At 60.0% G+C, this 26274-nt stretch carries 19 protein-coding genes; 16 read left to right on the top strand and 3 right to left on the bottom strand.

The window, feature by feature from the left end; all coding sequences use genetic code 11:
* The first annotated feature begins 48 nt into the window (after positions 1–48).
* The 7 genes from AAEZ05_RS14900 to AAEZ05_RS14870 all read left to right on the top strand — a co-directional run bounded on the left by AAEZ05_RS14900 (position 49) and on the right by AAEZ05_RS14870 (position 11203).
* The gene (locus AAEZ05_RS14900) at positions 49–699 is read left to right on the top strand and encodes a GNAT family N-acetyltransferase (protein WP_045059166.1); all 651 of its coding nucleotides are present in this window, start codon (positions 49–51) and stop codon (positions 697–699) included.
* 65 nt (positions 700–764) lie between these two features.
* Positions 765–2492 (top strand): autotransporter assembly complex protein TamA, encoded by a 1728-nt coding sequence (locus AAEZ05_RS14895; RefSeq protein WP_045059167.1) that lies wholly within the window; start codon positions 765–767, stop codon positions 2490–2492.
* Positions 2489–6163: a translocation/assembly module TamB domain-containing protein gene (locus tag AAEZ05_RS14890; protein WP_350647874.1), complete on the top strand. Its 3675-nt coding sequence runs from the start codon at positions 2489–2491 to the stop codon at positions 6161–6163. The genes AAEZ05_RS14895 and AAEZ05_RS14890 overlap by 4 nt, the downstream gene beginning before the upstream one ends.
* A gap of 282 nt (positions 6164–6445) precedes the next feature.
* On the top strand, positions 6446–6919 hold the full coding sequence (locus AAEZ05_RS14885) for a MarR family winged helix-turn-helix transcriptional regulator (RefSeq protein ID WP_350647872.1): 474 nt from the start codon (positions 6446–6448) through the stop codon (positions 6917–6919).
* Positions 6916–8379: an efflux transporter outer membrane subunit gene (locus tag AAEZ05_RS14880; protein ID WP_045059170.1), complete on the top strand. Its 1464-nt coding sequence runs from the start codon at positions 6916–6918 to the stop codon at positions 8377–8379. Before AAEZ05_RS14885 ends, AAEZ05_RS14880 begins: the two co-directional genes overlap by 4 nt.
* Before the next feature lie 15 nt (positions 8380–8394).
* Positions 8395–9600, top strand: coding sequence for an HlyD family secretion protein (locus AAEZ05_RS14875; RefSeq protein WP_045059171.1), 1206 nt, complete (start codon positions 8395–8397; stop codon positions 9598–9600).
* A 73-nt stretch (positions 9601–9673) separates the two neighbouring features.
* Positions 9674–11203, top strand: coding sequence for a DHA2 family efflux MFS transporter permease subunit (locus AAEZ05_RS14870; RefSeq protein WP_350599722.1), 1530 nt, complete (start codon positions 9674–9676; stop codon positions 11201–11203).
* Positions 11204–11297: 94 nt separating this feature from the next.
* Here the strand turns inward: AAEZ05_RS14870 and lpxH are convergent, their stop codons facing one another.
* Both lpxH and AAEZ05_RS14860 read right to left on the bottom strand, forming a co-directional pair.
* Positions 11298–12026 (bottom strand): UDP-2,3-diacylglucosamine diphosphatase, encoded by a 729-nt coding sequence (gene lpxH, locus AAEZ05_RS14865; RefSeq protein ID WP_045062339.1) that lies wholly within the window; start codon positions 12024–12026, stop codon positions 11298–11300.
* Positions 12023–12526 carry a peptidylprolyl isomerase gene (locus tag AAEZ05_RS14860; RefSeq protein WP_045062337.1) on the bottom strand — a complete coding sequence of 168 codons (504 nt, stop codon included), beginning with the start codon at positions 12524–12526 and terminating at the stop codon, positions 12023–12025. The genes lpxH and AAEZ05_RS14860 overlap by 4 nt, the downstream gene beginning before the upstream one ends.
* A gap of 281 nt (positions 12527–12807) precedes the next feature.
* Between AAEZ05_RS14860 and AAEZ05_RS14855 the strand changes: the two genes are divergently transcribed.
* The 3 genes from AAEZ05_RS14855 (at position 12808) to AAEZ05_RS14845 (ending at position 17698) form a co-directional block, all read left to right on the top strand.
* Complete coding sequence (locus tag AAEZ05_RS14855; RefSeq protein ID WP_045062335.1) at positions 12808–14505, top strand: glutamine--tRNA ligase/YqeY domain fusion protein; 1698 nt, start codon at positions 12808–12810, stop codon at positions 14503–14505.
* Positions 14506–14523: 18 nt separating this feature from the next.
* The gene (gene cysS / locus AAEZ05_RS14850) at positions 14524–15906 is read left to right on the top strand and encodes a cysteine--tRNA ligase (protein WP_350599721.1); all 1383 of its coding nucleotides are present in this window, start codon (positions 14524–14526) and stop codon (positions 15904–15906) included.
* Between the two features lie 583 nt (positions 15907–16489).
* Complete coding sequence (locus AAEZ05_RS14845; RefSeq protein ID WP_350599720.1) at positions 16490–17698, top strand: MFS transporter; 1209 nt, start codon at positions 16490–16492, stop codon at positions 17696–17698.
* Between the two features lie 99 nt (positions 17699–17797).
* Here the strand turns inward: AAEZ05_RS14845 and AAEZ05_RS14840 are convergent, their stop codons facing one another.
* Positions 17798–19630 (bottom strand): sigma-54-dependent Fis family transcriptional regulator, encoded by a 1833-nt coding sequence (locus AAEZ05_RS14840; protein ID WP_045062328.1) that lies wholly within the window; start codon positions 19628–19630, stop codon positions 17798–17800.
* Positions 19631–20000: 370 nt separating this feature from the next.
* Here AAEZ05_RS14840 and AAEZ05_RS14835 point away from each other — a divergent pair, with 370 nt between their 5' ends.
* The 6 genes from AAEZ05_RS14835 to AAEZ05_RS14810 are packed head-to-tail and all read left to right on the top strand — an operon-like array spanning position 20001 to position 25938.
* Positions 20001–21095, top strand: a complete 1095-nt coding sequence (locus AAEZ05_RS14835; RefSeq protein ID WP_045062327.1) for an ABC transporter ATP-binding protein — start codon at positions 20001–20003, stop codon at positions 21093–21095.
* Positions 21095–22192, top strand: coding sequence for an ABC transporter ATP-binding protein (locus AAEZ05_RS14830; protein WP_045062326.1), 1098 nt, complete (start codon positions 21095–21097; stop codon positions 22190–22192). The genes AAEZ05_RS14835 and AAEZ05_RS14830 overlap by 1 nt, the downstream gene beginning before the upstream one ends.
* Positions 22189–23055: a carbohydrate ABC transporter permease gene (locus AAEZ05_RS14825; protein WP_033057091.1), complete on the top strand. Its 867-nt coding sequence runs from the start codon at positions 22189–22191 to the stop codon at positions 23053–23055. The genes AAEZ05_RS14830 and AAEZ05_RS14825 overlap by 4 nt, the downstream gene beginning before the upstream one ends.
* Positions 23056–23063: 8 nt before the next feature.
* Entirely contained in the window at positions 23064–23864 is an 801-nt protein-coding gene (locus tag AAEZ05_RS14820) for a carbohydrate ABC transporter permease (RefSeq protein ID WP_045062323.1), read from the top strand.
* Positions 23865–23874: 10 nt separating this feature from the next.
* A complete protein-coding gene (locus AAEZ05_RS14815) occupies positions 23875–24147 on the top strand; it encodes a DUF2160 domain-containing protein (protein ID WP_045062321.1) in 273 nt (90 codons plus the stop codon).
* Between the two features lie 48 nt (positions 24148–24195).
* On the top strand, positions 24196–25938 hold the full coding sequence (locus tag AAEZ05_RS14810; protein ID WP_045062319.1) for an ABC transporter substrate-binding protein: 1743 nt from the start codon (positions 24196–24198) through the stop codon (positions 25936–25938).
* Positions 25939–26274: the final 336 nt, after the last annotated feature.

Below are 26274 nucleotides of genomic sequence, written 5' to 3'. Positions count from 1 at the left end.
AACAAGAGCGCCGCCATTTTGAGCGGTGCCCCGGGGAGATTTGCCGTTATGCCCGAAACCTCGACCGCCATTGCCGATATCCACATGCTCGACAGTGGCTATTCCCGCGAAGCCCGCTCGTTGCTTTACCAGGCCTACCGCCACGAGCCGACGTTCAGCTATCTGTTCGAAGCCGAACGTCCCGGCTACGAGCAGCGAGTGCGCGCCACCGTGCGCGAGCTGGTCAAGCAGCATTTCCTCCAGGACTTGCCCGCCATCGGCCTGCTGGTCAACGACCGCCTGATTGGCATCGCCCTGATCGCGCCGCCGCAACGTCGCCTGGGGATCACCGAAAGTTGGGCATGGCGTTTGCGCATGGTCCTGAGTACCGGGTTTCGCTGCACCCGCCGCTACCTGGAATACCACGATGCGGTCATGGCGTGCGTGCCGTCCGACTCGGTGCACCTGCTGCCCTTGCTGGGTATTCATCCGCAATTTCAGGGCAAGCACTTCGGCGAACAATTGTTACAGGCTGTGCACAACTGGTGCGCCGTCGATGAGCACTCCCAGGGCGTTGTGCTGGACACCGGCAACCCGCGTTACCTGGAATTTTACAAGCGCCAGGGCTATGAGGAGATCGGTGAAGTGGCTATTGGCCCGGTACGTGAGCACGTATTTTTTCACGCCAACCCCCAGGTCCTGCAAACCGCCACCGCATAAAGGACGAACTTTGCGCGCAAACCAGGCTCTATCACGCTCCCAAGCTCGTGATAGCATCCGCGCCTATGAAGTTTCCAGGAAGAATTACCAGTAGCGTGCTGATGCTGATAACCAGCTGCACAGCGCTGGCGCAAAGTGAATTGGATGTGCGGGTCAAACCGTCCAACGATGAACTCAAGGCCAATATAGAGGGCTATATCGGCAGCCTCGGCGATCGTGACGAAGAAGCCTTGTTGCGCTTCAGCCGCGGTGCCGAGGAGCAGGCGCGCAAGGCTGCCCAGGCCCTGGGTTATTACCAGCCGCAGATCGAGACGGACGTGAAGGGCGGCAAGAGTCCACGGCTGATTCTCAACGTCGATCCCGGTGAGCCGATTCACCTGCGCAATGTCACTATTCGAGTCGAAGGACCGGCGGCGTCGCTGAGATCCTTTCGTGTTCCCAAAAGTGCGGCGCTGAAAACCGGCGCAGTGCTCAACCATGGCAATTACGAAGACGCCAAGCGCCTGATCCAGAACCAGGCGTCGCGTTTCGGTTTTTTCAGTGGGCATTTTTCCCGCCAGACTCTGTCGGTCGACCCGAGGGCGGGCGTAGCCGATATCGATCTGGTCTACCAGAGCGGCCCGCGTTACTCCCTGGGCAAGGTCAATTTCGAGGGCGACACGCCATTCGACGAAGATTTGCTCAGGCGCATGGTGCCCTTCAAGGAAGGCGCTCCGTACGACTCCGAGCTGATCGCCGAACTCAATCAGGCGATGCAGTCCAGTGGCTATTTTGAAAGTGTGCGGGTCGATGCAGCCCCCACCGCTTCGACAAACAATGTGATCCCGGTCGACGTCAAGCTCGACACCCGCAAGCCGCGCACCATGGGGCTGGGCCTGGGTTATTCGACCGACGTCGGCCCGCGGGTCAAGGCCAACTGGACGCGTCACTGGGTCAATCCCCAGGGCCACAGCTACGGCTGGGAAACCGAAATATCGGCACCCCGGCAGAACGTCGGGATTTTCTACGACATCCCCCTGGACCCGCCCCTGACGGACAAGCTGCGTTTCGCTGGCGGCTACCAGAGCGAAGAAATCGCCGACAAGGACTCACTCAGCAAGCTGCTGACCATAGGTCCCGAGTGGCACAGCAAGTTGCCCAGCGGTTGGCAGCGCGTGGTGTCGCTGAAGTGGCAGCGCGAGGAATATCGACTCGGCGACGACTCGGGCCTCAGTACCCTGTTGATGCCCGGGGTCAGTTATTCCTATTTGAAAAGCGACAACCGCATCGACCCGCACAACGGCTATCGCCTGCAATTCGAGACCAAGGTGGCCAAGGAGGGATTGGGCTCGGACAACAACCTGCTGTACGGCACGGCGCTGGTCAAAGGCCTGACCACGGTATTCGACAAACACCGCTTCCTTGGCCGGGTCCAGGTTGGCGGTAGCGCCACCAACGGCTATAAGTCGATACCACCGTCGCTGCGGTTCTTCGCCGGTGGTGATCAGAGCGTACGTGGTTACGACTATCAGAGCCTGTCCCCGGAAAACTCCGAGGGCGACCGGATTGGTGGCCGGTACATGGTCACCGCCAGTGCCGAGTACCAATACTCGGTCGCCGAAAAATGGCGGGTGGCGACCTTTGTGGATCAGGGCAACTCCTTTAATAAGCTCGAATTGCCGAACCTCAAGACCGGCGTGGGTATCGGCGTGCGCTGGATCTCGCCAGTGGGGCCGATCCGCCTTGACCTGGCCCACGCGCTGGATGACGAGGGTGGCGTTCGACTGCACTTTTCCATGGGGCCCGAGTTGTGAATCGTGGTTTGAAGATAACGCTGCTGGCCATGCTCGGCCTGTTGCTGCTGATTATTCTGGCTGTCTCCACCGTGCTTGGGACGGCGGCGGGCAGTCGCTGGGCGCTGGGTTTCGTGCCGGGCTTGAGTGTGGACAATTTCCAGGGTCGCCTGGGCGGTCAATGGAGCGCCGATCATCTGGTATGGCAGCAGGACAGCAGCCGGGTTGAGTTGAACAAGGCGATCTTCGCCTGGTCACCCGGTTGCCTGGCCCGCCGGACCCTGTGCATCGAGCAGTTGCAGGCCGAGCAGGTCAGCCTGCAGTTTCCACCGGGCACCGACCAAGACAGCAGCGGGCCAATCAGCCTGCCTGACCTGGACCTGCCGCTGGCCATCGAGCTGGGTGATGTCAAGGTCGGGAGCCTGCTGTTCAACGGCAGCGAAGAGCTCAGGGGCTTGCAACTGGCCGCACACTGGACCGCCCAGGGCTTGAAGATTGACTCGGTCAAGCTGCAGCGCGACGAACTGAGCCTGAATCTGTCCGGCCTGCTGCAACCCAGCGGCAACTGGCCACTGACCGCTGAAGGCCACCTGACGTTGCCCGCGCCTGGCACCGGTCCTTGGGCCCTGGCCCTGAAAATCGACGGAGACCTGCTCAAAACCCTCAACCTCAAGGCCGACAGCAGCGGCTATCTGAACGGGCAGTTGACGGGTGAACTGCAGCCGCTGGTGGAGAACCTGCCGGCCAAGGTGCGCATTACGGCGGACGGCTTCAAGGCCAGCGCCGATCTTCCGGATACCCTGCAACTCAATCAGCTTGAACTCTCGGGCGCCGGTGACCTGAAAAACGGCTACCAGCTCCTCGGCACGGCTACGCTGCCGGCGGAACAAGGCCCGGTCGCCCTGGCGCTGCAAGGCAAGGTCGACGCTCAGGGCGCGCAGATTGCCGGTCTGGACCTGAGCGCAAACGACAAACAGTACCTCGAACTCACCGGCCAGCTGGACTGGAGCAAAGGCCTGAGCGCCGATGCCAAGATCGACTGGCTGGACTTCCCCTGGCACCGCGTCTATCCGCTGATCGATGAGCCACAAGTGGCATTGCGCAGCTTCAACGGCGAAGTCTCCTACACGGACGGCAAATACCTGGGAAACTTCAAGGCTGCGCTGGATGGCCCGGCCGGTGCCTTCAGCCTGCAGAGCCCGTTCGCAGGCGACCTGACTAAAATCTACTTGCAGCAAATCCAGCTGGAAGCCGGGCAGGGCAAGGCCCAGGGCCACCTGAACCTGCAATTTGCCGATGGCATCGCCTGGGATACCGCGCTGGATCTGTCGGCAATCGATCCGGCGTACTGGGTCGCGGAGCTGCCGGGCACGTTGGCCGGCCCGCTGCGCAGTACTGGCGAGATGAAAAATGACAAGCTCAGCCTCAACGCCGACCTCGACCTCAAGGGCAAGCTGCGTGGTCAACCTGCGGTCATCCAGGCCAAGGCCGATGGCGCCGGCGAGCAATGGAACCTCAGTGCCTTGCAGATTCGCCTGGGCGACAACAGCATCAATGGCAAGGGCAGCCTGCAGCAGAAACTCGCCGGCCAGATCGATATCAAGATGCCGCGTCTGGCGCAGCTGTGGCCACAACTGCGCGGCCAGCTCAATGGCCGGATGGACGTCGCCGGTACACTCAAGGCGCCACAAGGCAAACTCGGCCTGCAAGGCACTCAGCTGGCTTTCCAGGACAATCGTTTGCAAAGCCTGAACCTGGACGCGACCTTGGACAGTGCGCAGCGGGCGAAAATCGATCTCAAGGGCAGCGGCATCCGGGCCGGTGATACCGCGCTGGGCACGCTCACTGCCAGCGGTCAGGGTGACATCAAGAATCAGAAACTCAGCCTTGCCCTGCAAGGGCCGCAGCTCAAGCTCGCCCTCGATCTGGACGGCGCGCTGGACCAAGGCAACTGGCGCGGACGCCTGGCCACTGGTGATATCCAGGCCGGCGGCCAGGACTGGAGGTTGCAGGGCCCGGCGAAGCTTGAACGCCTGGCCGACGGTAAAATCAACTTCGGCGCCCATTGCTGGCGGTCCGGCCCGGCCAGCCTGTGCGGTGAAGACCAGCGCCTGATACCCGAGCCCAAGCTGCGCTATCACCTGAAACAATTCCCGATCGAGAGCCTGGCGCAGTGGTTGCCCAAGGACTTCGCCTGGAAAGGCGCGCTTAACGCCGACCTGCAGCTGGATCTGCCCGCCAGCGGTCCGAATGGCCAGATCAGCATCGATGCCAGTGGCGGCACGCTGCGAGTGCGCGACAAGGATCAGTGGCTGGACTTCCCGTACCAGGCCTTGCTGCTCACCAGCAAAATGACCCCCAAGCGCATCGACGCCGACCTGAACTTCGTCGGCGGCAAGCTGGGGGAGCTGCGGGTTCAGGCCCAGATCAACCCGCTGCCGGCAAACAAACCCATGAGTGGCACGTTCCGCCTCAATGGCCTGGACTTGTCCGTGGCCCGGCCGTTTGTGCCGATGGTCGAAAAAATCACCGGGCGCCTGAATGGCAGCGGCACGATCGGCGGCACCCTGATGGCGCCTTTGGTTAACGGCAATCTGCTGTTGAGCGATGGCGAAGTGTCCGGACCGCAATTGCCGATCGAACTGCAAGCCCTGCAGCTGCAGGCAGTGATCGCCGGGGAAACCGTGCAGTTGAACGGCGGCTGGAAAAGCGGCAAGACCGGGCAGGGCACGCTCAATGGCAACATCGCCTGGGGCCAGGCACTGGTGGTGGACCTGGCACTCAAGGGCTCGCAGCTTCCGGTGTCCGTCGAACCCTATGCAAAGCTTGAGGTGGCCCCGGACCTGAAAATCTCGATGAAAGGCGATGAGCTGGCGGTCGCCGGCAAAGTGCTGGTGCCCAGAGGGGAAATCACCGTGCGCGAGTTGCCGCCATCGACGGTCAAGGTCTCCGATGACACGGTCATCGTGGGTCAGCAGACCGAGCAAGGCAAGCCGCCACTGGCGATGAAAATGGACATTGATGTGGAGGTGGGCGCCGACAAACTCAGCTTCGCCGGTTTTGGCCTGACGGCCAACCTACAGGGCCACGTGCACATCGGCGACAACATGGACACCCGCGGCGAGCTCTGGCTCAACGACGGTCGTTACCGCGCCTACGGCCAGCGCCTGACCGTGCGCCGGGCCCGTTTGTTGTTTGCCGGGCCGTTGGATCAGCCGTTCCTGGACATCGAGGCCATCCGCCAGACCGATGACGTTATCGCCGGCATTCGCCTGAGTGGCAGCGCCGAACAGCCCACCACGCAGATCTTCTCCGAACCAGCATTGAGCCAGGAGCAGGCCCTGTCCTACCTGGTGCTGGGGCGGCCGCTGAGTACGGATGGCGGCGATAACAACATGCTTGCCCAGGCGGCACTGGGCCTGGGTTTGATGGGCAGTGCCGGGGTGACCAGCGGGTTGGCCAAGAACCTGGGCATTCAGGACTTCCAGCTCGACACCCAGGGCAGTGGCGACCAGACCGCCGTGGTCGCCAGCGGCAATATCTCGGAAAAACTCAGCCTGCGGTATGGGGTTGGGGTGTTCGAGCCGGCCAATACCATTGCGTTGCGTTACAAGCTGAGCAAGAAGGTTTACCTGGAAGCGGCGGGTGGCGTGGCGAGTTCGCTGGATATCTTCTACAAGCGCGATTTCTAAGCCGCGTTCCCTCTAAAACCGAGTCGCTGCCTTCGCGGGCAAGCCCGCTCCCACAGGGATCGGATGTCCTGCAGGGATCTCACTTCAAGAGTCACCAATCCCACAGGTGTAACACTGGACCTGTGGGAGCGGGCTTGCCCGCGAAGGCGTCGGTACGGCCACCAATGCCTCCTCCATTTATCACTCAAATACAAAGCATCCTAACTATTACGTTGACATTCGCTGCCTAGGCAGTAACATCTTGTCATACATTCTCTGCCTAGGCAGCTAATCGGTGGCCAGATGAAACACTTCACCCCGGACGACTTCAAGAACTGCCACCTCGGGCTCCTGCTCGGGCGAGCTGCGCTGCTCAAGGACCGGATCATCGACACCCACATGGAACCTCACGGCATTACCGCCGCGCAGTTCAAAGTGTTGATCATCATGGCCCAGTTCGGCGTCGACACCCCGGCCGAACTTTGCCGTCACCTGTCGCTGGACAGCGGTTCCATGACGCGAATGCTCGATCGCCTGGAGCACAAAGGTTTCCTCGCCCGCCAGCGCTCGGAAGCCGACCGTCGTCAAGTGCAGCTGGTACTCACTGAACAAGGCCAGCAGCTGGCTGACCGCCTGCCAGACATCGGCGCGGCAGCCATGAACGAATTGGCTGGCGCCATCACTGAGCAAGAGCTGGCGACCCTGGAACAGATCCTGAAGAAAATTTTAGTCGCGGCGGGTGACTCCATCACCTTGCTGCGGGTAGGTGATAAATGAGCAGTAAACTCTCGCGCACCCGCTTGAGCCTGGTGCTGGTGGCCATGACCCTGGCGGGTTGTGCCAATTACAGTGGCTTGAAAACCGAAGGCGTCAGTCTGGATGCAAAAAGTCTCAAGGCCGGGCAGTCGCTGACCGGCGTCACCTTGTCGCCTGCCGCCTGGCCGAAAAGCGCCTGGTGGACGAGCCTCGGCGACCCGCAACTTGACGGGCTGATCCGCGAAGCCCTGCAAGACAGCCCCGACATGCAGATTGCCGAGGCTCGCGCGCATCAGGCCAGCGCCGCAGCCTACGCCGCCGATGCCGAGCGCATGCCGACGCTCGATGCCAGTGCCGGGGTCAGTCGGTCCCGCCTGGCTCGGGATCAGGACCCGCAGGGGCAGGGCGGGGCGTATTCCACCCTGCGTAACCTCGGTGCCAGTTTCAATTACAACTTCGACCTTTGGGGTGGGCAGCGGGACGCCTGGGAAGCTGCACTGGGCGAGGCCCGTGCCGCCGAAGTCGACCAACAGGCCGCGCAGTTGACCCTGGCCGCCGACGTCGCCCGGGCCTACAGCGATCTGGGCCAGGCCCACATCATCCATGACCTGGCCAGCGAAGACCTCAAGCGTACCCGGCAGATGCTCGACCTGAGCAAGCGCCGCCTGAGTTCGGGTATCGACAGCCAGTATCAGTTCCAGCAGACCGAAAGCCTGGAAGCCAGCTCGCAGGCCAGCCTGATCGATGCTGAAAAACGCCTGAACAGCGCGAAGATCGCCCTGGCGGTGCTGCTCGGCAAGGGCCCGGATCGCGGCAATGAAATCCCCCGGCCCAAAGTCCTCCAGGCCAGCGCCGTGGCACTGCCATCGGTGCTGCCGGCCGAACTGCTCGGTCGCCGGCCGGACCTGATCGCCGCGCGCTGGCGAGTCGAAGCCGCGAGCAAGAACATTGCCGCCGGCAAGACCCGCTTCTACCCCAACCTCAACCTGAGCGCCGCGGCTGGCTTCGAATCGCTGCTGGGGGATGCAATGTTTGGCTCGGCCAGTCGTTTCTTCAACGTCGGGCCGACGATTTCGCTGCCGATTTTCGACGGCGGCCGCCTGCGTGCCGACCTCGATTCCCGCGACGCCGACTATGACCTCGCGGTGGCGCAGTACAACAAAAGCCTGGTCAAGGCACTCGGCGATGTCAGCGACTCGATCAATCAGCTGCGAGATATCGGCCGGCAGATCGGCGCGCAGCAGCACGCCACCGAGATCGCCCGGCAATCCTACGACACCGTGGTCCAGCGCTACGGTTCCGGCATCGGTAACTACCTGGACGTGCTCAGCATCGAGCAGCAATTGCTCCAGGCCCAGCGTCAGCTGGCCAACCTGAATGCCGAGCAGATCGACCTGTCGATCCAACTGATGCAGGCGCTGGGCGGAGGCTTCCAGGGTGACACCCTGGCGGCCGCCACTTCAGCCACGCAGCACAACTAATTCAAGGTAACTGTCATGGCCACTGCCGAAAACACTCAAAAAGCCGCCGATGCTCATCAGGACACCGGCAATCCGCGCAAGCGCAAGATCATGCTGGTGCTTCTGGCCATTGTCGTGATCCTCGCCGGTGCTGGCGTCTGGGCCTATCACGAACTCTACGGGCGCTGGAACGAGAGCACCGACGATGCCTATGTGAACGGCAACGTGGTGGAGATCACTCCGCTGGTTACCGGCACCGTGGTCAGCATCGGTGCCGACGATGGCGACCTGGTGCATGAAGGTCAGGTGCTGATCAATTTCGACCCGAATGACGCCGAAGTCGGGCTGCAAAGTGCCCAGGCCAACCTGGCCCGCACCGTGCGTCAGGTTCGCGGCTTGTACAGCAATGTCGACGGCATGAAAGCCCAGGTCAACGCCCAGCAGGCGGAAGTGCAGAAGGCCCAGGACAACTTCAATCGACGCAAGAACCTGGCAGCCGGCGGGGCGATCTCCCAGGAAGAACTGTCCCACGCCCGCGATGACCTGACCTCGGCGCAAAACGCCCTGGCCAATGCCCGCCAGCAACTCAAAACCACCAGCGCGCTGGTGGATGACACTGTGGTTTCGTCGCACCCGGACGTCATGTCCGCCGCCGCGCAACTACGCCAGGCCTACCTGACCAACGCCCGCAGCACCTTGATCGCTCCGGTTACCGGTTATGTCGCCAAGCGCACGGTGCAATTGGGCCAGCGGGTTCAACCGGGCACCGCGCTGATGGCGGTGATTCCCCTGGATCAACTGTGGATCGACGCCAACTTCAAGGAAACCCAGCTGCGCGACATGCGCATCGGGCAGCCGGTGGACATCGAAGCCGACCTCTATGGCAGTGACGTGAAGTACAGCGGCACCATCGACAGCCTTGGCGCCGGAACCGGCAGCGCGTTCGCCCTGCTGCCGGCGCAGAACGCTACCGGTAACTGGATCAAGATCGTCCAGCGGGTGCCGGTGCGGATTCATATCAACGCCGAAGAGCTGGCCAGGCATCCATTGCGCGTCGGGCTGTCGACCCAGGTCGATGTGAACCTGCATGACCAGAGCGGTCCGGTGCTGGCGCAACAGCCGCCGCAAAAGGCCTCGTTCAGCACCAACGTCTACGACCGTCAGTTGGCCGAAGCCGATGCAATGATCGCCCAACTGATCCACGACAACAGCGCCGCGGCGAGCAAGACCGCGCAACGCTGATTCGCAACCACACAAACCCTGTGGCAGCGGGCTTGCCCGCGCCCACAGGGTCTGAAGCTCCAAAGGATTTGCGATGAGCAATAACGCCTCTTTCACGCCTCCCAGCCTGCTGCTCAGCACCATCGGCCTGTCGCTGGCGACTTTCATGCAGGTGCTCGATACCACCATTGCCAACGTGGCGCTGCCGACGATCTCCGGCAACCTGGGGGTCAGTTCGGAGCAGGGCACCTGGGTCATCACCTCGTTTGCCGTGAGCAATGCGATCGCCCTGCCGCTGACTGGCTGGCTCAGCAGGCGCTTCGGTGAGGTGAAGCTGTTTCTCTGGGCGACCATCCTGTTCGTGGTTGCCTCGTTCCTGTGCGGCATTTCCACCTCGATGCCGGAGCTGATCCTGTTCCGGGTGGTCCAGGGCCTGGTCGCAGGGCCGTTGTACCCGATGACGCAGACGTTACTGATTGCGGTCTATCCACCTGCGAGGCGCGGCATGGCCCTGGCGTTGCTGGCGATGGTCACGGTGGTGGCGCCGATTGCAGGCCCGATCCTCGGCGGCTGGATTACCGACAGCTACAGCTGGCCGTGGATCTTCTTCATCAACGTACCGATCGGTATCTTCGCGGTGATGGTCGTGCGTCAGCAACTGAAGGCGCGCCCGGTGGAAACCAGTCGCCAGCCGATGGATTACGTCGGCCTGATCACCCTGATCATCGGGGTCGGCGCCTTGCAGGTGATCCTCGACAAAGGTAATGACCTGGACTGGTTCGAATCCAACTTCATCATCATCGGCGCGGCCATTTCGGTGATTGCCCTGGCGGTGTTCATCATCTGGGAAATGACCGACCAGCATCCGGTGGTCAACCTGCGCCTGTTTGCCCACCGCAACTTCCGTATCGGCACAATAGTGCTGGTGCTGGGGTATGCCGGGTTCTTCGGGATCAACCTGATCCTGCCGCAGTGGCTGCAAACCCAGATGGGCTATACCGCGACCTGGGCCGGGCTGGCGGTGGCGCCGATCGGTATCCTGCCGGTGATCCTGTCGCCGTTTGTCGGTAAGTACGCGCACAAATTCGACCTGCGCCTGCTGGCCGGCCTGGCGTTCCTGGCGATTGGCCTGAGCTGCTTCATGCGCGCCGGTTTCACCAACGAAGTGGACTTCCAGCACATCGCGCTGGTGCAGTTATTCATGGGCATTGGCGTGGCACTGTTCTTCATGCCAACGCTGAGCATCCTGATGTCAGACCTGCCACCGAGCCAGATCGCCGACGGCGCCGGGCTGGCGACTTTCCTGCGCACCCTGGGCGGCAGCTTTGCGGCATCGCTGACCACCTGGATCTGGATTCGCCGGGCGGATCAACACCACGCCTACATGAGTGAAAGCATCAGCACCTACGAGCCCGCCACCCGTGACGCGCTCAATGCCCTGGGCGGCCCTGGCAACCCGGCCTATGCGCAACTCGATCATGTGCTGACCAGCCAGGCGTACATGCTCTCCACCGTGGATTATTTCACGCTGCTGGGGTGGGGGTTCATGGGGTTGATACTGATCGTGTGGCTGGCCAAACCGCCATTTGCCGCCAAGGCCGGGCCTGCGTCGGCAGGGCATTAATGGTTGTGGCTGTAAAAAGATCGCAGCCTGCGGCAGCTCCTACAGGTGTACACATGACCCTGCAGGAGCTGCCGCAGGCTGCGATCTTTTGAACTTAAGAGGCTGTAAAATCAAACGGGGCCAACGCAAACCCGTTCTCATCGACCTGCAACGCCCACCCCTGGCGATCCCAGTCCCCCAGCACAATGCGCCTGGCCGCCTGCTCGCCAATCTGCAATTTGTGAATGGCTGGGCGGTGAGTGTGGCCATGGATCAGGGTTTTCACCCCGTATTGCTGCATCACCCGCGGCACTTCCTCGGGGGTCACATCGACAATGTCATTGGCCTTCATTCGGGTCTGGGCCCGGCTTTCGCTGCGCAGTTTGCGCGCCAGCTTGTGCCGCGTGCCCAAGGGCAGGTGGCGCAGGATGAACAGGGTGACGGGATTGCGCAGGTAGCGACGCAGCTTCATATAGGCTTCGTCGCGGGTGCACAGGCTGTCACCGTGCATCAATAGCACCGGTTCGCCTGCGAGTTGCACGATGCTCGGGTCTTTCAACAGCGTGCAGCCGGCCTGTTTGCAGAAGGCCTGGCCGAGCATGAAGTCGCGATTACCGTGCATCAGAAAAATGGCCGTGCCGCTGTCGCTGAGATCGCGCAGGGCCTGGCAGATGGAACGCTGGAAGGCGGTCATGGCATCGTCGCCAATCCACGCTTCGAAAAAGTCGCCGAGGATGTACAACGCACTCGCCGAGCGGGCGCGCCCGGTGAGCAAATCCAGAAACGCCCGGGTAATGTCCGGGCGCTCCTCTTCCAGATGTAAGTCTGAAATCAGCAGTATCACTCAATGATCTCGGCTTTCTCGATGATCACGTCTTCTGCGGGAACGTCCTGGTGGCCGGACTTCATGGTGGTGGAAACACCTTTGATCTTGTCGACTACTTCTTCACCGGCCACCACTTTGGCGAACACGGCGTAGCCCCAGCCCTGGGTGGTCTTGGCGCTGTGGTTGAGGAAGCTGTTGTCGGCCACGTTGATGAAGAACTGCGCGGAAGCCGAATGCGGCTCCATGGTGCGGGCCATGGCTACGCTGTACTTGACGTTCGGCAGGCCGTTGTCGGCTTCGTTCTGGATGCTTGGGCGCTTGTCTTTCTTTTCTTTCATGCCTGGCTCGAAACCGCCGCCCTGGATCATGAAGTTACCAATGACGCGGTGGAACACGGTGTTTTCGTAGTGGCCTGCCTTGACGTATTCGATGAAGTTGGCAACGGTCAGCGGTGCCTTTTCAGCGTTCAGTTCCAGGACGATGTCGCCATGGTTGGTGGTCAGTTTGACTTGGGTCATGATCGGTACTCTTGATGAATTAAAGCTTCATGAGATAAAGCGTTTTCAATGAATTCGTGGTTTTGGGCATTGGCGCCTGCAACCGGTTCAGCCTGTATTGGGCCAAGAAACGCAGTTTAGCGCGACAGACGCGAATTTCGAGGCTGTTTTTCATTTGCAGGCGATTAAATGCAGCCGTTTTCGGGCCTGCTCTGTCAGCAGCTTGACGGCATCGGCTATGATAGCGGCTTTGATTTGTCAGGCCCCGTCTGCGGCCGCGCACTTGTACGTTCAAGGATCCTATGAGCAAGCCCACTGTCGAACCTACCTCGAATTCCAAGACCGGCCCAGCCGTGCCGGCCAATTTCCTGCGCCCGATCATCCAGGCGGACCTGGACTCGGGTAAGCACACGCAGATCGTCACCCGTTTCCCGCCCGAGCCCAACGGCTACCTGCACATCGGTCACGCCAAGTCGATCTGTGTGAACTTCGGCCTGGCCCAGGAATTCGGCGGCGTCACGCACCTGCGCTTCGACGACACCAACCCGGCCAAGGAAGACCAGGAATACATCGACGCGATCGAAAGCGACATCAAGTGGCTGGGCTTTGAATGGTCCGGCGAAGTGCGCTACGCCTCGCAATACTTCGACCAGTTGCACGACTGGGCAGTCGAGCTGATCAAGGCCGGCAAGGCCTACGTCGATGACTTGAGCCCCGAGCAGGCCAAGGAATACCGCGGCACCCTGACCGAGCCGGGCAAGAACAGCCCGTTTCGTGATCGCTCCGTGGAAGAGAACCTCGACTGGTTCGCGCGCATGAAAGCCGGTGAGTTCCAGGACGGCGCGCGGGTACTGCGGGCCAAGATCGACATGGCCTCGCCGAACATGAACCTGCGCGACCCGATCATGTATCGCATCCGTCACGCCCACCACCACCAGACCGGTGACAAGTGGTGCATCTACCCCAACTACGACTTCACCCACGGTCAGTCGGACGCCATCGAAGGCATCACCCACTCGATCTGCACCCTGGAATTCGAAAGCCACCGGCCGCTGTATGAGTGGTTCCTCGAGCACCTGCCGGTACCGGCCCACCCGCGCCAGTACGAGTTCAGCCGCCTGAACCTGAACTACACGATCACCAGCAAGCGCAAGCTCAAGCAACTGGTGGACGAGAAGCACGTGCATGGCTGGGACGACCCGCGCATGTCCACGCTGTCGGGCTTTCGCCGCCGTGGCTACACGCCCAAATCGATCCGCAACTTCTGCGACATGGTCGGTACCAACCGTTCCGATGGCGTGGTCGACTTCGGCATGCTGGAATTCAGCATTCGTGATGACCTCGACCACAGCGCACCGCGCGCCATGTGCGTCCTGCGTCCATTAAAAGTGGTCATCACCAACTACCCGGAAGGCCAGGTCGAGAACCTCGAACTGCCGTGCCACCCGAAGGAAGACATGGGCGTGCGCGTCCTGCCATTCGCTCGGGAAATCTACATCGACCGTGAAGACTTCATGGAAGAGCCGCCAAAAGGCTACAAGCGCCTGGAACCCAACGGCGAAGTACGCCTGCGCGGCAGCTACGTCATTCGTGCCGACGAAGCGATCAAGGACGCCGACGGCAACATCGTCGAACTGCGTTGCTCCTACGACCCCGAAACCCTGGGCAAGAACCCTGAAGGCCGCAAGGTCAAAGGCGTGGTGCACTGGGTGCCGGCCGCGGCCAGCGTCGAGTGCGAAGTGCGTCTGTACGATCGCCTGTTCCGCTCGCCGAATCCTGAGAAGGCCGAAGACAGCGCCAGTTTCCTGGACAACATCAACCCTCAATCGCTGCAAGTTCTCACCGGTTGTCGTGCCGAGCCTTCGCTGGGCAACGCACAGCCGGAAGACCGTTTCCAGTTCGAGCGCGAAGGTTACTTCTGCGCGGATATCAAGGACTCGAAACCAGGTCATCCGGTATTCAACCGCACCGTGACCTTGCGTGATTCGTGGGGCCAGTGATTCAAGGAAACAACTAAAGTGCTATCGATCTACAACACGCTCACCAAGAGCAAAGAAGTTTTCAAGCCGCTGGATGGCAACAATGTGCGCATGTACGTCTGCGGGATGACCGTGTATGACTACTGCCACATTGGCCACGGCCGCAGCATGGTCGCGTTCGACCTGGTGACCCGCTGGTTGCGGTTCAGCGGTTACAACCTGACCTACGTGCGCAACATCACCGATATCGAAGACAAGATCATCAACAGGGCGCGGGAGAACGGCGAGCCGTTCGACGCGTTGACCGAGCGCATGATCACCGCCATGCACGAGGACGAGGCGCGCCTCAACATCCTCAAGCCGGACATGGAGCCGCGTGCCACGGATCACATTCCGGGCATGCTGAGCATGATCCAGACCCTGATCGACAAGGGTTACGCTTACGCACCGGGCAATGGCGACGTGTACTACCGCGTGGCCAAGTTCATGGGTTACGGCAAGCTGTCGCGCAAGAAGATCGAAGACCTGCGCATCGGCGCCCGTATCGAAGTCGACGAGTCGAAACAGGACCCGCTGGACTTCGTACTGTGGAAGGCCACCAAGCCGGGCGAGCCAAGCTGGCCATCGCCTTGGGGCGACGGTCGTCCGGGCTGGCACATCGAGTGCTCGGTGATGTCCACCTGCTGCCTGGGTGAGACCTTCGATATCCATGGCGGCGGCAGTGACCTCGAGTTCCCGCACCATGAAAACGAAATCGCCCAGAGCGAAGCGGCCACCGGCAAGACCTACGCTAACGCGTGGATGCATTGCGGCATGATTCGCATCAATGGCGAGAAGATGTCCAAGTCCTTGAACAACTTCTTCACCATTCGCGACGTGCTGGAAAAGTACCACCCGGAAGTGGTGCGTTACCTGCTGGTATCGAGCCACTATCGCAGCGCGATCAACTACTCCGAAGACAACCTCAAGGACGCCAAGGGCGCACTCGAGCGTTTCTATCACGCCTTGAAAGGCCTGCCGAGTGTTGCTCCGGCCGGCGGCGAAGCCTTTGTCGAGCGTTTCACCCAGGTGATGAACGACGACTTCGGTACACCGGAAGCCTGTGCGGTGCTGTTCGAGATGGTCCGCGAGATTAACCGCTTGCGGGATACAGATATCGACGCGGCGGCGGGTCTGGCGGCGCGCCTGAAGGAACTGGCCAGTGTGCTGGGTGTGTTGCAGCTTGAGGCCGATGACTTCCTGCAGGCTGGTGCTGAAGGGCGGGTTGATGCGGCTGAAGTCGATGCGCTGATTGCTGCGCGTCTGGCCGCTAGGGCTGGTAAAGACTGGGCCGAATCGGACCGCATCCGCGACCAGCTCACCGCCATGGGCGTGGTGCTGGAAGATGGCAAGGGCGCGACTACCTGGCGTTTGGCTGACTGATAGCGATCGTCGTTGAAAACAAAACCCGCCTTGTGCGGGTTTTTGTTTTTTGGGTGCGTGTGGTCGAGGGGTAAACGCATTTTAGTGGTAAGAAGTGTTGGCGTTGTTCAACGTGTGCAGCGGTTAGTCTTCAGTGGTTGACTTTGTGTGTCGTTTCGGCGTTTCGAACTGGCAATAAGTTCGTTAGTTTTTTTGTGAGGTTTTTCCGAAGAGCGAGTAGGAAGTTTCCTTTTTGGTTTTTTAGTAAAGACAGGCGTGGTTAAGTAAGAGAAGTGTGTGATCCAATGGATGATATTTCTTGAGCTAGCACTTGTCCGCGATTCAGGTGCAATTAACTTTAGAAATGCCGTTTTCGCTTCTGGGAGGTTAATGTGCAAGACCTGATTACTTCTGAGTATCCCGATCATGTGTGCATCCACAATTTCTTCGAAGAGCAGGTTGCGCGCGGTCCGGGGTCAACGGCGCTTATCTTTGAGGGCCAAGTGCTCAGCTGAATAATAACATCCGGTCACCGATACCTTCCCATTAGTTGCGTCAAATACTGTGGGCTACTTATCAGTGTTAAATTCAGAAAGGACAAATCATGGCTAATCCTTATCGCGAACTTCTCACCACCCCGGGCGTCATGGGGTTAGTGATCGCGAGTTCCATTGCCCGTCTGCCCCAGGCAATGATCGGCATCGGCGTCATTACCATGTTGGTGCAGCAGACGGGTCTTTATTGGCTGGCGGGCTCGGTTGCCGGTACTTTTACCTTGGCGAATGCGCTAATCGGCCCGCACGTATCAAAACTCGTTGATCAACGGGGCCAGAGTCGGGTTCTGCCGTTTGTGACGGCCTTCAGCATTGGCATGTTGCTGGCGCTAATCATTGCTGTCTCTCTGAGGGCTCCGGCCCCACTGCTTTTTATTCTTGCGGGATTGGCGGGCACGATGCCGAGCATGCCCGCGATGATAAGAGCGCGCTGGACGCAACTTTTCCGCGGCAAGCCGCAATTACACACTGCCTTCTCTTTGGACACGGTTCTAACTGAACTCGCCTTTATCATCGGCCCACCACTCGCCATTGGTTTGAGCGTCAGCTTTTTCGCCGAAGCCGGGCCGCTTGTAGCCGTCTTGTTGCTGGTTGTCGGCGTGACGGCTTTTCTTATGCAACGGCAGACAGAACCGAAGGTGGTCGTTGGCGTTAAAAGGAACGCTAGCTCGATCCTGCTTATCCCCGGCGTTCGTACCATCGTGCTGGCGCTCTTGGCCATGGGTGTGATTGGCGGATCAATCGACGTTGCGGTTGTTGCCTTCGCCAACGCTCAAGGCTGGCCAGCGTCCGCCAGTTTCACCCTGGCAGCCTATGCGCTCGGTTCAATGATTGCGGGCCTGACGTTCGGCGCGATAAGGATTTCCTTACCGATTGAAAAGCAGTTCTTTATCGGAGTTCTGATAACAGCAGTCACAGCCGTGTTGCCCATTTTCTCACCGGACGTCTACATCCTTTCGGGGATGCTGTTTGTGGCAGGTGTGTCATTTGCGCCAACTATGGTCGTCGTCATGAACCTCGGTACTATCATTGTTCCGCCGTCTAGGATCACCGAAGGACTGACATGGATGACAACGGGTATCAGCATAGGCGTAGCGCTCGGTGGAGTACTATCGGGCTTGATCATCGATACTTATGGTGCACGAGCAGGGTTCGGTGTAGCCATTGCCGCAGGGCTAATAATGGTGGTCATCGTGCTGCTTGGCCTGCGCACCCTTCAAGCCGCGTCAGCGACGTATGCCGAGCCGATCTTTCAATAATTGGCAATGTCCAGGCTGGACAAATGGACGCAGCACTGCAAGAGGTGATTCAACTCAGCTAAGGCAATGAGTTTGCTACGCCCATCGTGAATTGATTCATCACTCGGCCTGACGCAACCGCTTGTAAAGCGTATTACGACTAACCCCCAACCGCCGGGCCAGGTGCGAAATATTCCCGCCCACTGCCTGCAACTGCCGATTTAAATCCTCGGCATCATCCAGATCCACTGCCAGCGGCTCCGGTCCATCCACCGGCTCCATCTGCATATCGACAAAAAAATCATCGGGCAAATGCTCCGGGCGCACCGGTTGCTCCTCGGCCATGGCCAGCGCCACCTGCATCACGCTGCTGACCTGGCGCAAATTCCCCGGCCACGGGTGGCGAGCAAACAACTCCAGCACCTCACGACTCAAACCCGCCCACTGCGACGGTTCGCGATGCTGTTCCCACAATCGTTTGAACAGCTCCTGCTTGTCACTGCGTTCCCTTAACGGCGGCAACTCCAGGGTCAACCCGCCGATGCGGTAATACAAATCTTCGCGAAACCGGCCCAATTGAACCTGTTCGCGCAGGGATCGATTGGTCGCCGAAATAATTCGAATATCCACCGGAAACAATTCACTGCTGCCCACCGGTTGCACGCAACGCTCCTGTAACACCCGCAACAGACGTGCTTGAGTCGGCAGCGGCATGTCGCCGATTTCATCGAGGAACAGGGTGCCTTTGTCGGCCTTGCGAATCAGCCCGATGCTGCCTTTCTGGTTGGCGCCAGTGAACGCGCCTTTTTCGTAGCCGAACAGTTCAGACTCCACCAACTCGGCGGGGATCGCTGCACAGTTCACCGCGATAAACGCCTGTTTGCTGCGCGAGCTGGCCTGGTGCAGAGCCTTGACGAAAACTTCCTTGCCCACACCGGTCTCACCGTGGATGAGCAGCGGAATGTCCTTCTCCAGCAACCGCTCGGCCTGGCGCACGGCTTTTTCCACCCGGCTGTCGCCAAAGTGCAAGGTATTGAGACTGATCCCAGCCGATGGTACTGCTGGTTGCTCGACGAACACTCGAGCCTTGACCGGCACTTGCTTGGGCCGTTTCAACAGGCACTGGAAGCGATTGCGTCCCGAGGTCTGCAGCGCGAAGGGCAGATCATCCGGCTGATTCAACAGTTCCAGCAATGAGACCTTGAACAGACTCTCGACGCTCACTCGCGACAGACTGATGCCGAGCAGATTGTCCGCCCGTCGATTGGCCGACAGCACCTGGCCGCTCTCATCAAAAATCAGCAAGCCGGCCCACTGGCTGTCGAGGTTGTTCAAACCGGTGTTGAAGGTCAGTTGGAAGTGTTGGCCGTGGAACAGGTTGAGAATCAGCCGGTTCTCCACGGTCTGACTCATCATCTTGACCATGCCCAGCGTGTGTGACGGCGGCAGGTAGCTGTCGCTTGACACATCCAGCACGGCGATCACTTTGCGCTCGGCATCGAAAATCGGCGCGGCGGAGCCGGTCATGAAGCGGTTGGCCTTGAGGAAATGTTCATCGTGTTCGATATGCACCGCCTGCTCACAGGCCAGCGCGGTGCCGATCGCGTTGGTTCCGCTGCAGCGCTCCATCCAGCTGGCCCCGGCGCTGAAGCCTCGGGTCAGTGTCGGCTCGATGAATCGCTGGGTCCCCCAAGATGTCAGCACCTGGCCCTGATTGTCGGCGAGCATGATCAGGCAGTTGGAGTTACTGAGGATGTTCTCGTAGTAGGGCAGGACCTCCTGATGGGTGGTCTGTACCAGTGAATGCTGGCTCTCCAGCAGTTGCGCTATGTCAGCGGCCGGCAGCTGATCGAAGGCCGGGGCGCTTTGATGGTCCAGGCCAAACGCGCGGCAACGGGACCAGGAGTCCTGAATGATGGCGTCATGGGAGAGCGGCGAGGCAGGTACGGCCATGGCAGGCGATCTCTGAGCTGACTTTTATTGTTGTTTTAGGTCAACGCTATCCCCGTAGGAGCTGCCGAAGGCTGCGATCTTTTGATCTTCCAGCTCATTTGAAGACTCACAATCAAGATCAAAAGATCGCAGCCTTCGGCAGCTCCTACAGGGACCGTGAACGGTGCATAGAGTGTTGTTCACTATTGTTCATTGTCAACCGACCATCTGTTCAATTGTTCATTGGCGGTTGTTCATTTCTGTTCAGCATTGAACCGCGGCTGCTCGCCAGTTTGGCGTTTTTCCCAGTGGTTCAACGACTTGCATTTCCTGGCATGAAACTCGCTCTACAGCCTGTGTCGCTTGACTCCAATAATAAAAAGGCCGAGCCATGTCGTTAACCCTGGAGCACGTCAGCCGCACCGTCGAAGGCCAGACCTGGATCGACGATGCGTGCCTGAATTTTGAAGCCGGTTCTTTCAACGTTCTGCTCGGTCGCACGCTGTCCGGCAAAACCAGCCTGATGCGCCTGATGGCCGGCCTGGACAAGCCCGACAGCGGGCGCATCCTGATGAACGGCGTCGACGTCACCCAACGCCCGGTGCGTCTGCGTAACGTCTCGATGGTGTATCAGCAGTTCATCAACTACCCGACCATGACCGTGTTCGAGAATATCGCCTCGCCTTTGCGCCAGGCAGGGGTGTCCAGGGACCTGATCGAGAGCAAGGTTCAGGAAACGGCGAAGATGCTGCGCATCGAGAAGTTCCTCCAGCGCCATCCGCTCGAACTGTCTGGTGGCCAGCAACAGCGCACTGCCATGGCTCGTGCCCTGGTCAAGGATGCCGAACTGATCCTGTTCGACGAACCGTTGGTCAACCTCGACTACAAGTTGCGCGAAGAGCTGCGCCAGGAAATGCGCGAGCTGTTCAAGGCCCGGCACACCATCGCGATCTACGCCACCACCGAACCCAATGAAGCATTGGCGTTGGGCGGCACCACGACCATTCTTCACGAAGGACGGGTGATCCAGAGTGGCAAGTCGTCCGAGGTCTATCACCAGCCGCAGAGTGTGCTGGCGGCAGAACTGTTCTCCGAGCCGCCGATCAACCTGATGCCCGGGCGCATTGCCGGCAATGAAGTCAGCTTCGCCAATTTCGTGCACTTCCCGCTGAACGTCGACCTGCGACCGGTCGGTGAGGGTGAATACCGCTTTGGCGTGCGGCCCAGTCATATTTCCCTGGTGCCGAGCAACGACGATGACCTGGAGCTGGCAGTAACGGTCGAGGTGGCGGAAATCAGCGGATCGGAAACCTTCCTGCACGTGCGCAACGAACATTTCCTGCTGGTGCTGCACTTGCCCGGGGTTCACGAATACGACGTCGACGCGCCGATTCGCATCTATATCCCGACCCACAAACTGTTTGTGTTCGATGCCCAGGGCCGCTTGGTCCAGGCACCCGGGCGCCGTATCGCGAGGGCTGCCTGATGGCCGAGATCCGCTTGCAGAACCTCGCCCACAGCTATACGCGCACGCCGAGCGGTCCGGAGGACTACGCGATCCGCGAGATGGATCACATCTGGGAGCAGGGGGGCGCCTACGCCTTGCTCGGCCCTTCGGGCTGCGGCAAGTCGACCTTGCTCAACATCATTTCCGGCCTGCTCAGCCCGTCCCAGGGCCAGGTGCTGTTTGACAGCAAAGTCGTCAACGACCTGACTCCGGAGAAGCGCAACATAGCCCAGGTGTTCCAGTTCCCGGTGGTCTACGACACCATGACGGTGTTCGACAACCTGGCCTTTCCATTGCGCAACCAGGGCATGGCCGAAGCGAAAATCCACAGCAAGGTCCAGGAGATTGCCGAGGTCCTCGACCTGCAGGCGCTGCTGGGCAAGAAGGCGCGCAACCTGACCGCTGACGAAAAACAGAAAGTCTCCATGGGCCGCGGGCTGGTCCGCGATGACGTCTCCGCGATCCTGTTCGATGAGCCGCTGACCGTGATCGATCCGCACTTGAAGTGGAAGTTGCGGCGCAAGCTCAAGCAGATCCACGAGCAGTTCAACATCACCATGGTCTACGTCACCCACGATCAGCTGGAGGCCTCGACCTTTGCCGACAAGATCGCCGTGATGTACGGCGGCCAGATCGTGCAGTTCGGTACTCCGCGGGAGCTGTTCGAACGGCCGAGCCATACTTTCGTGGGCTATTTCATCGGCAGCCCCGGGATGAACCTGATCGACGTGCAGCCCCAGCCTGGGGGCGTCGGGTTTGCTTCGACCCACTTGCCGTTGTCCGAAGCGCAACAGCAGCGTATCGCTGAATCCGAATGGCAGACCCTGAAGGTTGGCATTCGTCCGGAGTTCGTCCATGTGTGGGACGAGCCATTCGATGACGCGATGCAGGCAAAAGTCGTACACGTCGAAGACCTCGGTACCTACAAGATCATGACCTTGAACCTCGATGGCGCCCCGCTGAAAGTACGCCTGGCCGAAGACAAGCCGGTGCCGCAAGGCACTGCCTACATCAGTTTCCCGGCCCAGTGGTTGATGGTCTATGCCGATGATTACCTGCTGGAGACGCAGCCATGAACAAGGTGCAGAACAACAAGGCCTGGTGGCTGGTGTTGCCGGTGTTCCTGCTGGTGGCATTCAGCGCAGTGATCCCGATGATGACCGTGGTCAACTATTCGGTGCAGGACATCTTCGATCAATCCAGTCGGTACTTCGTCGGCGCCGACTGGTACAAGCAGGTGCTGCTTGACCCGCGGCTGCATGACTCGTTGCTGCGCCAGTTCATTTACTCCGGCTGTGTGCTGCTGATCGAGATCCCCCTGGGCATTGCGATCGCGCTGACAATGCCGACCAAGGGCCGCTGGTCGTCGCTGGTGCTGATCATTCTGGCGATACCGCTGTTGATCCCGTGGAACGTGGTGGGCACCATCTGGCAGATCTTCGGCAGAGCCGACATCGGCCTGCTGGGTTCGAGCCTCAATGCCATGGGCATCAGCTACAACTATGCGGCGAACACCATGGACGCCTGGGTCACGGTGCTGGTGATGGACGTCTGGCACTGGACTTCGCTGGTGGCGCTGCTGTGCTTTTCCGGCCTGCGGGCGATCCCGGACGTGTACTACCAGGCGGCACGGATCGATCGGGCCTCGGCCTGGGCAGTGTTCCGCCATATCCAGCTGCCCAAGCTGAAAAGCGTACTGCTGATCGCGGTAATGCTGCGCTTCATGGACAGCTTCATGATCTACACCGAGCCGTTCGTGCTGACCGGCGGCGGCCCGGGCAACGCCACCACCTTCCTCAGCCAGACCCTGACCCAGATGGCGATCGGCCAGTTCGACCTTGGCCCGGCTGCGGCTTTCTCGCTGGTGTACTTCCTGATCATCCTGTTGGTGTCCTGGCTGTTCTACACCGCCATGACTCACTCTGACGCCAACCGCTGAGGTCTGCCATGAGCAAAAGAAAGCTGATCCCGTTGCTGATCTACATCCTGTTCCTGCTGGTGCCGATCTACTGGCTGCTGAACATGTCCTTCAAGAGCAACACCGAAATCCTCAGCGGCCTGACCCTGTTTCCGCAGGACTTTACCTTGGCCAACTACAAGGTCATCTTCACTGATCCAGCCTGGTACACCGGCTACCTCAACTCGCTGTATTACGTGAGCCTGAACACGGTGATTTCCCTGAGCGTGGCGTTGCCGGCCGCCTATGCGTTCTCGCGTTATCGCTTCCTGGGCGACAAGCACCTGTTCTTCTGGCTGCTGACCAACCGCATGGCGCCCCCGGCCGTGTTCCTGTTGCCGTTTTTTCAGCTGTACTCCTCGATCGGTCTGTTCGATACGCACATCGCCGTGGCCCTGGCGCACTGCCTGTTCAACGTGCCGCTGGCCGTGTGGATCCTCGAAGGCTTCATGTCCGGGGTGCCCAAGGAAATCGACGAAACGGCCTACATCGACGGCTACAGTTTCCCCAAGTTCTTCGTGAAGATCTTCATCCCGCTGATCGGCTCCGGGATCGGTGTCACGGCATTTTTCTGCTTCATGTTTTCCTGGGTCGAATTGCTGCTGGCGCGCACCCTCACTTCGGTGAACGCCAAGCCGATCGCGGCGGTGATGACTCGCACGGTCTCGGCGTCCGGTATCGACTGGGGTGTGCTGGCGGCGGCAGGGGTACTGACCATCTTGCCCGGCATGCTGGTGATCTGGTTTGTGCGCAACCACGTGGCCAAGGGTTTTGCCCTGGGCCGGGTATGAGGAGCTGATGATGGAATGGATGAGCTGGACTGTCCCCACCGCGGTGTTTTTCATCGTCATTGGCCTGATCCTGGTGGGCATGACGACGTGGGAGCTGCGTTCTCCGAGCGTCCTTCGCCGGGGTTTTTTACCGATTGCCACCACCCGTGGCGATCGGCTGTTTATCGGTCTTCTCGGTAGCGCCTACCTGCATTTGCTGGTGATTGGCGCCACCGACTGGAGCATCTGGGTAGCGTCCGCGTTGTCCCTGGTGTGGCTGTTGGCTGTGATGCGCTGGGGCTAGTCGACATCGCTCGGCAAAGTTGCTCCAAAACTCAAACAGGAGGTCTCTATGTTCGACAAAAACAATAAGCTGCGACATAGCGTTTCATTGGCAGCCATGCTGGCACTCAGCGGGTTGAGCGCTGCGGCCTGGGCCGATGCCTATGAAGACGCCGCCAAGAAATGGATTGGCAGCGAGTTCAAGCCGTCCACGCTGACGCCAGAGCAGCAGCTCGAAGAGCTGAAGTGGTTTATCAAGGCTGCCGAGCCCTTTCGCGGGATGAACATCAAAGTGGTCTCGGAAACCCTGACCACCCACGAATACGAGTCCAAGGTGTTGGCCAAGGCCTTTACCGAGATCACCGGGATCAAGCTGACCCACGACCTGCTGCAGGAAGGCGATGTGGTGGAGAAGCTGCAAACCGTGATGCAGTCAGACAAGAGCATCTATGACGGTTGGGTCAACGACTCGGATTTGATCGGTACGCATTTCCGCTACGGCAAGACTGAATCAATCACCGACCTGATGGCCAACGAAGGCAAGAACTTCACCTCGCCGACGCTGGACATCAAGGATTTCATCGGCATCTCATTCACTACCGCGCCGGACGGCAAGATCTATCAACTGCCGGACCAGCAGTTCGCCAACCTCTACTGGTTCCGCGCCGACTGGTTTGAACGTCCGGACCTGAAGGCCAAGTTTAAGGAAAAGTACGGCTACGAATTGGGTGTGCCGGTGAACTGGTCGGCTTATGAAGACATTGCCAAGTTCTTCAGCGAGGACGTCAAGGAAATCGACGGCAAGCGTATCTACGGGCACATGGACTACGGCAAGAAAGACCCGTCGCTAGGCTGGCGATTCACCGATGCCTGGTTTTCCATGGCCGGTGGCGGTGACAAGGGTATCCCCAATGGCTTGCCGGTGGACGAGTGGGGCATCCGCGTCGAGGACTGCCATCCGGTCGGCTCCAGCGTAACCCGTGGCGGTGATACCAATGGCCCGGCAGCGGTTTATGCGACGCAGAAGTACGTCGACTGGATGAAGGCCTACGCTCCACCGGAAGCCGCAGGCATGACGTTCTCCGAATCCGGCCCGGTGCCGTCCCAGGGCAACATCGCCCAACAAATCTTCTGGTACACCGCCTTTACCGCCGACATGACCAAACCGGGCTTGCCGGTGGTGAACGCCGACGGCACGCCGAAATGGCGCATGGCACCGTCGCCACGTGGGCCTTATTGGGAAGAGGGCATGAAGCTTGGTTATCAGGACGTGGGGTCCTGGACGTTCATGAAGTCGACGCCTGAAAAACAAAAACTGGCGGCCTGGCTGTACGCGCAGTTCGTGACCTCGAAAACCGTTTCGCTGAAGAAAACCATCGTCGGCCTGACGCCTATTCGCGAGTCGGACATCAACTCGCAAGCCATGACCGACCTCGCGCCTAAACTCGGCGGCCTGGTGGAGTTCTATCGCAGCCCGGCCCGTGTGCAATGGACCCCGACCGGGACCAACGTGCCCGACTATCCGCGCCTGGCACAACTGTGGTGGAGCCACATCGCCGAAGCCGCCAGCGGCGAGAAAACCCCGCAACAGGCACTCGATGGCCTGGCCAAGGATCAGGACGCGATCATGACCCGCCTGGAACGCTCCAAGGCACAGCCGGTATGCGGGCCGAAGATGAACCCGGAACGGGATGCGCAATACTGGTTCGACCAGCCCGGTGCTCCGAAGCCGAAACTGGCGAACGAGAAGCCAAAAGGTGAAACCGTGAACTACAACGAACTGCTGAAATCCTGGGCGGATGCGCGTAAGTAAAAGCTGACCGCGAATGGCGAATGGCGAACGGCACCGGAAGGTGCCGGAAGGTGCCGTTTTTATTGTGCGCCCAGCATGGGCGCAATCTTGTGGGTGAAAGTCCCGCCGTGAGCTGACCACAGCGAACGAAGTGAAGCGCAACTGCATGAGGGTGACCGAGTGTGGGGAGGAAGCGTGAATCGAAACCGTGAGCCGATGGACAAGAACCGGATATAAGGCGATGCCGACCAGGGCGAGCGGGCAATAAATCGCAAAGCTCTTGTGGTCAAAGGGCGGCAACGTAAATCCGGCGGTTGTGCGGGGAAGGATTGCGTTCTTACCTGGGGAGATCTCGCC

The organism is Pseudomonas sp. HY13-MNA-CIBAN-0226 (assembly GCF_040310305.1).
Taxonomy (GTDB): Bacteria; Pseudomonadota; Gammaproteobacteria; order Pseudomonadales; family Pseudomonadaceae; genus Aquipseudomonas; species Aquipseudomonas gregormendelii.
This window is presented reverse-complemented; position numbering and strand designations above follow the sequence as displayed.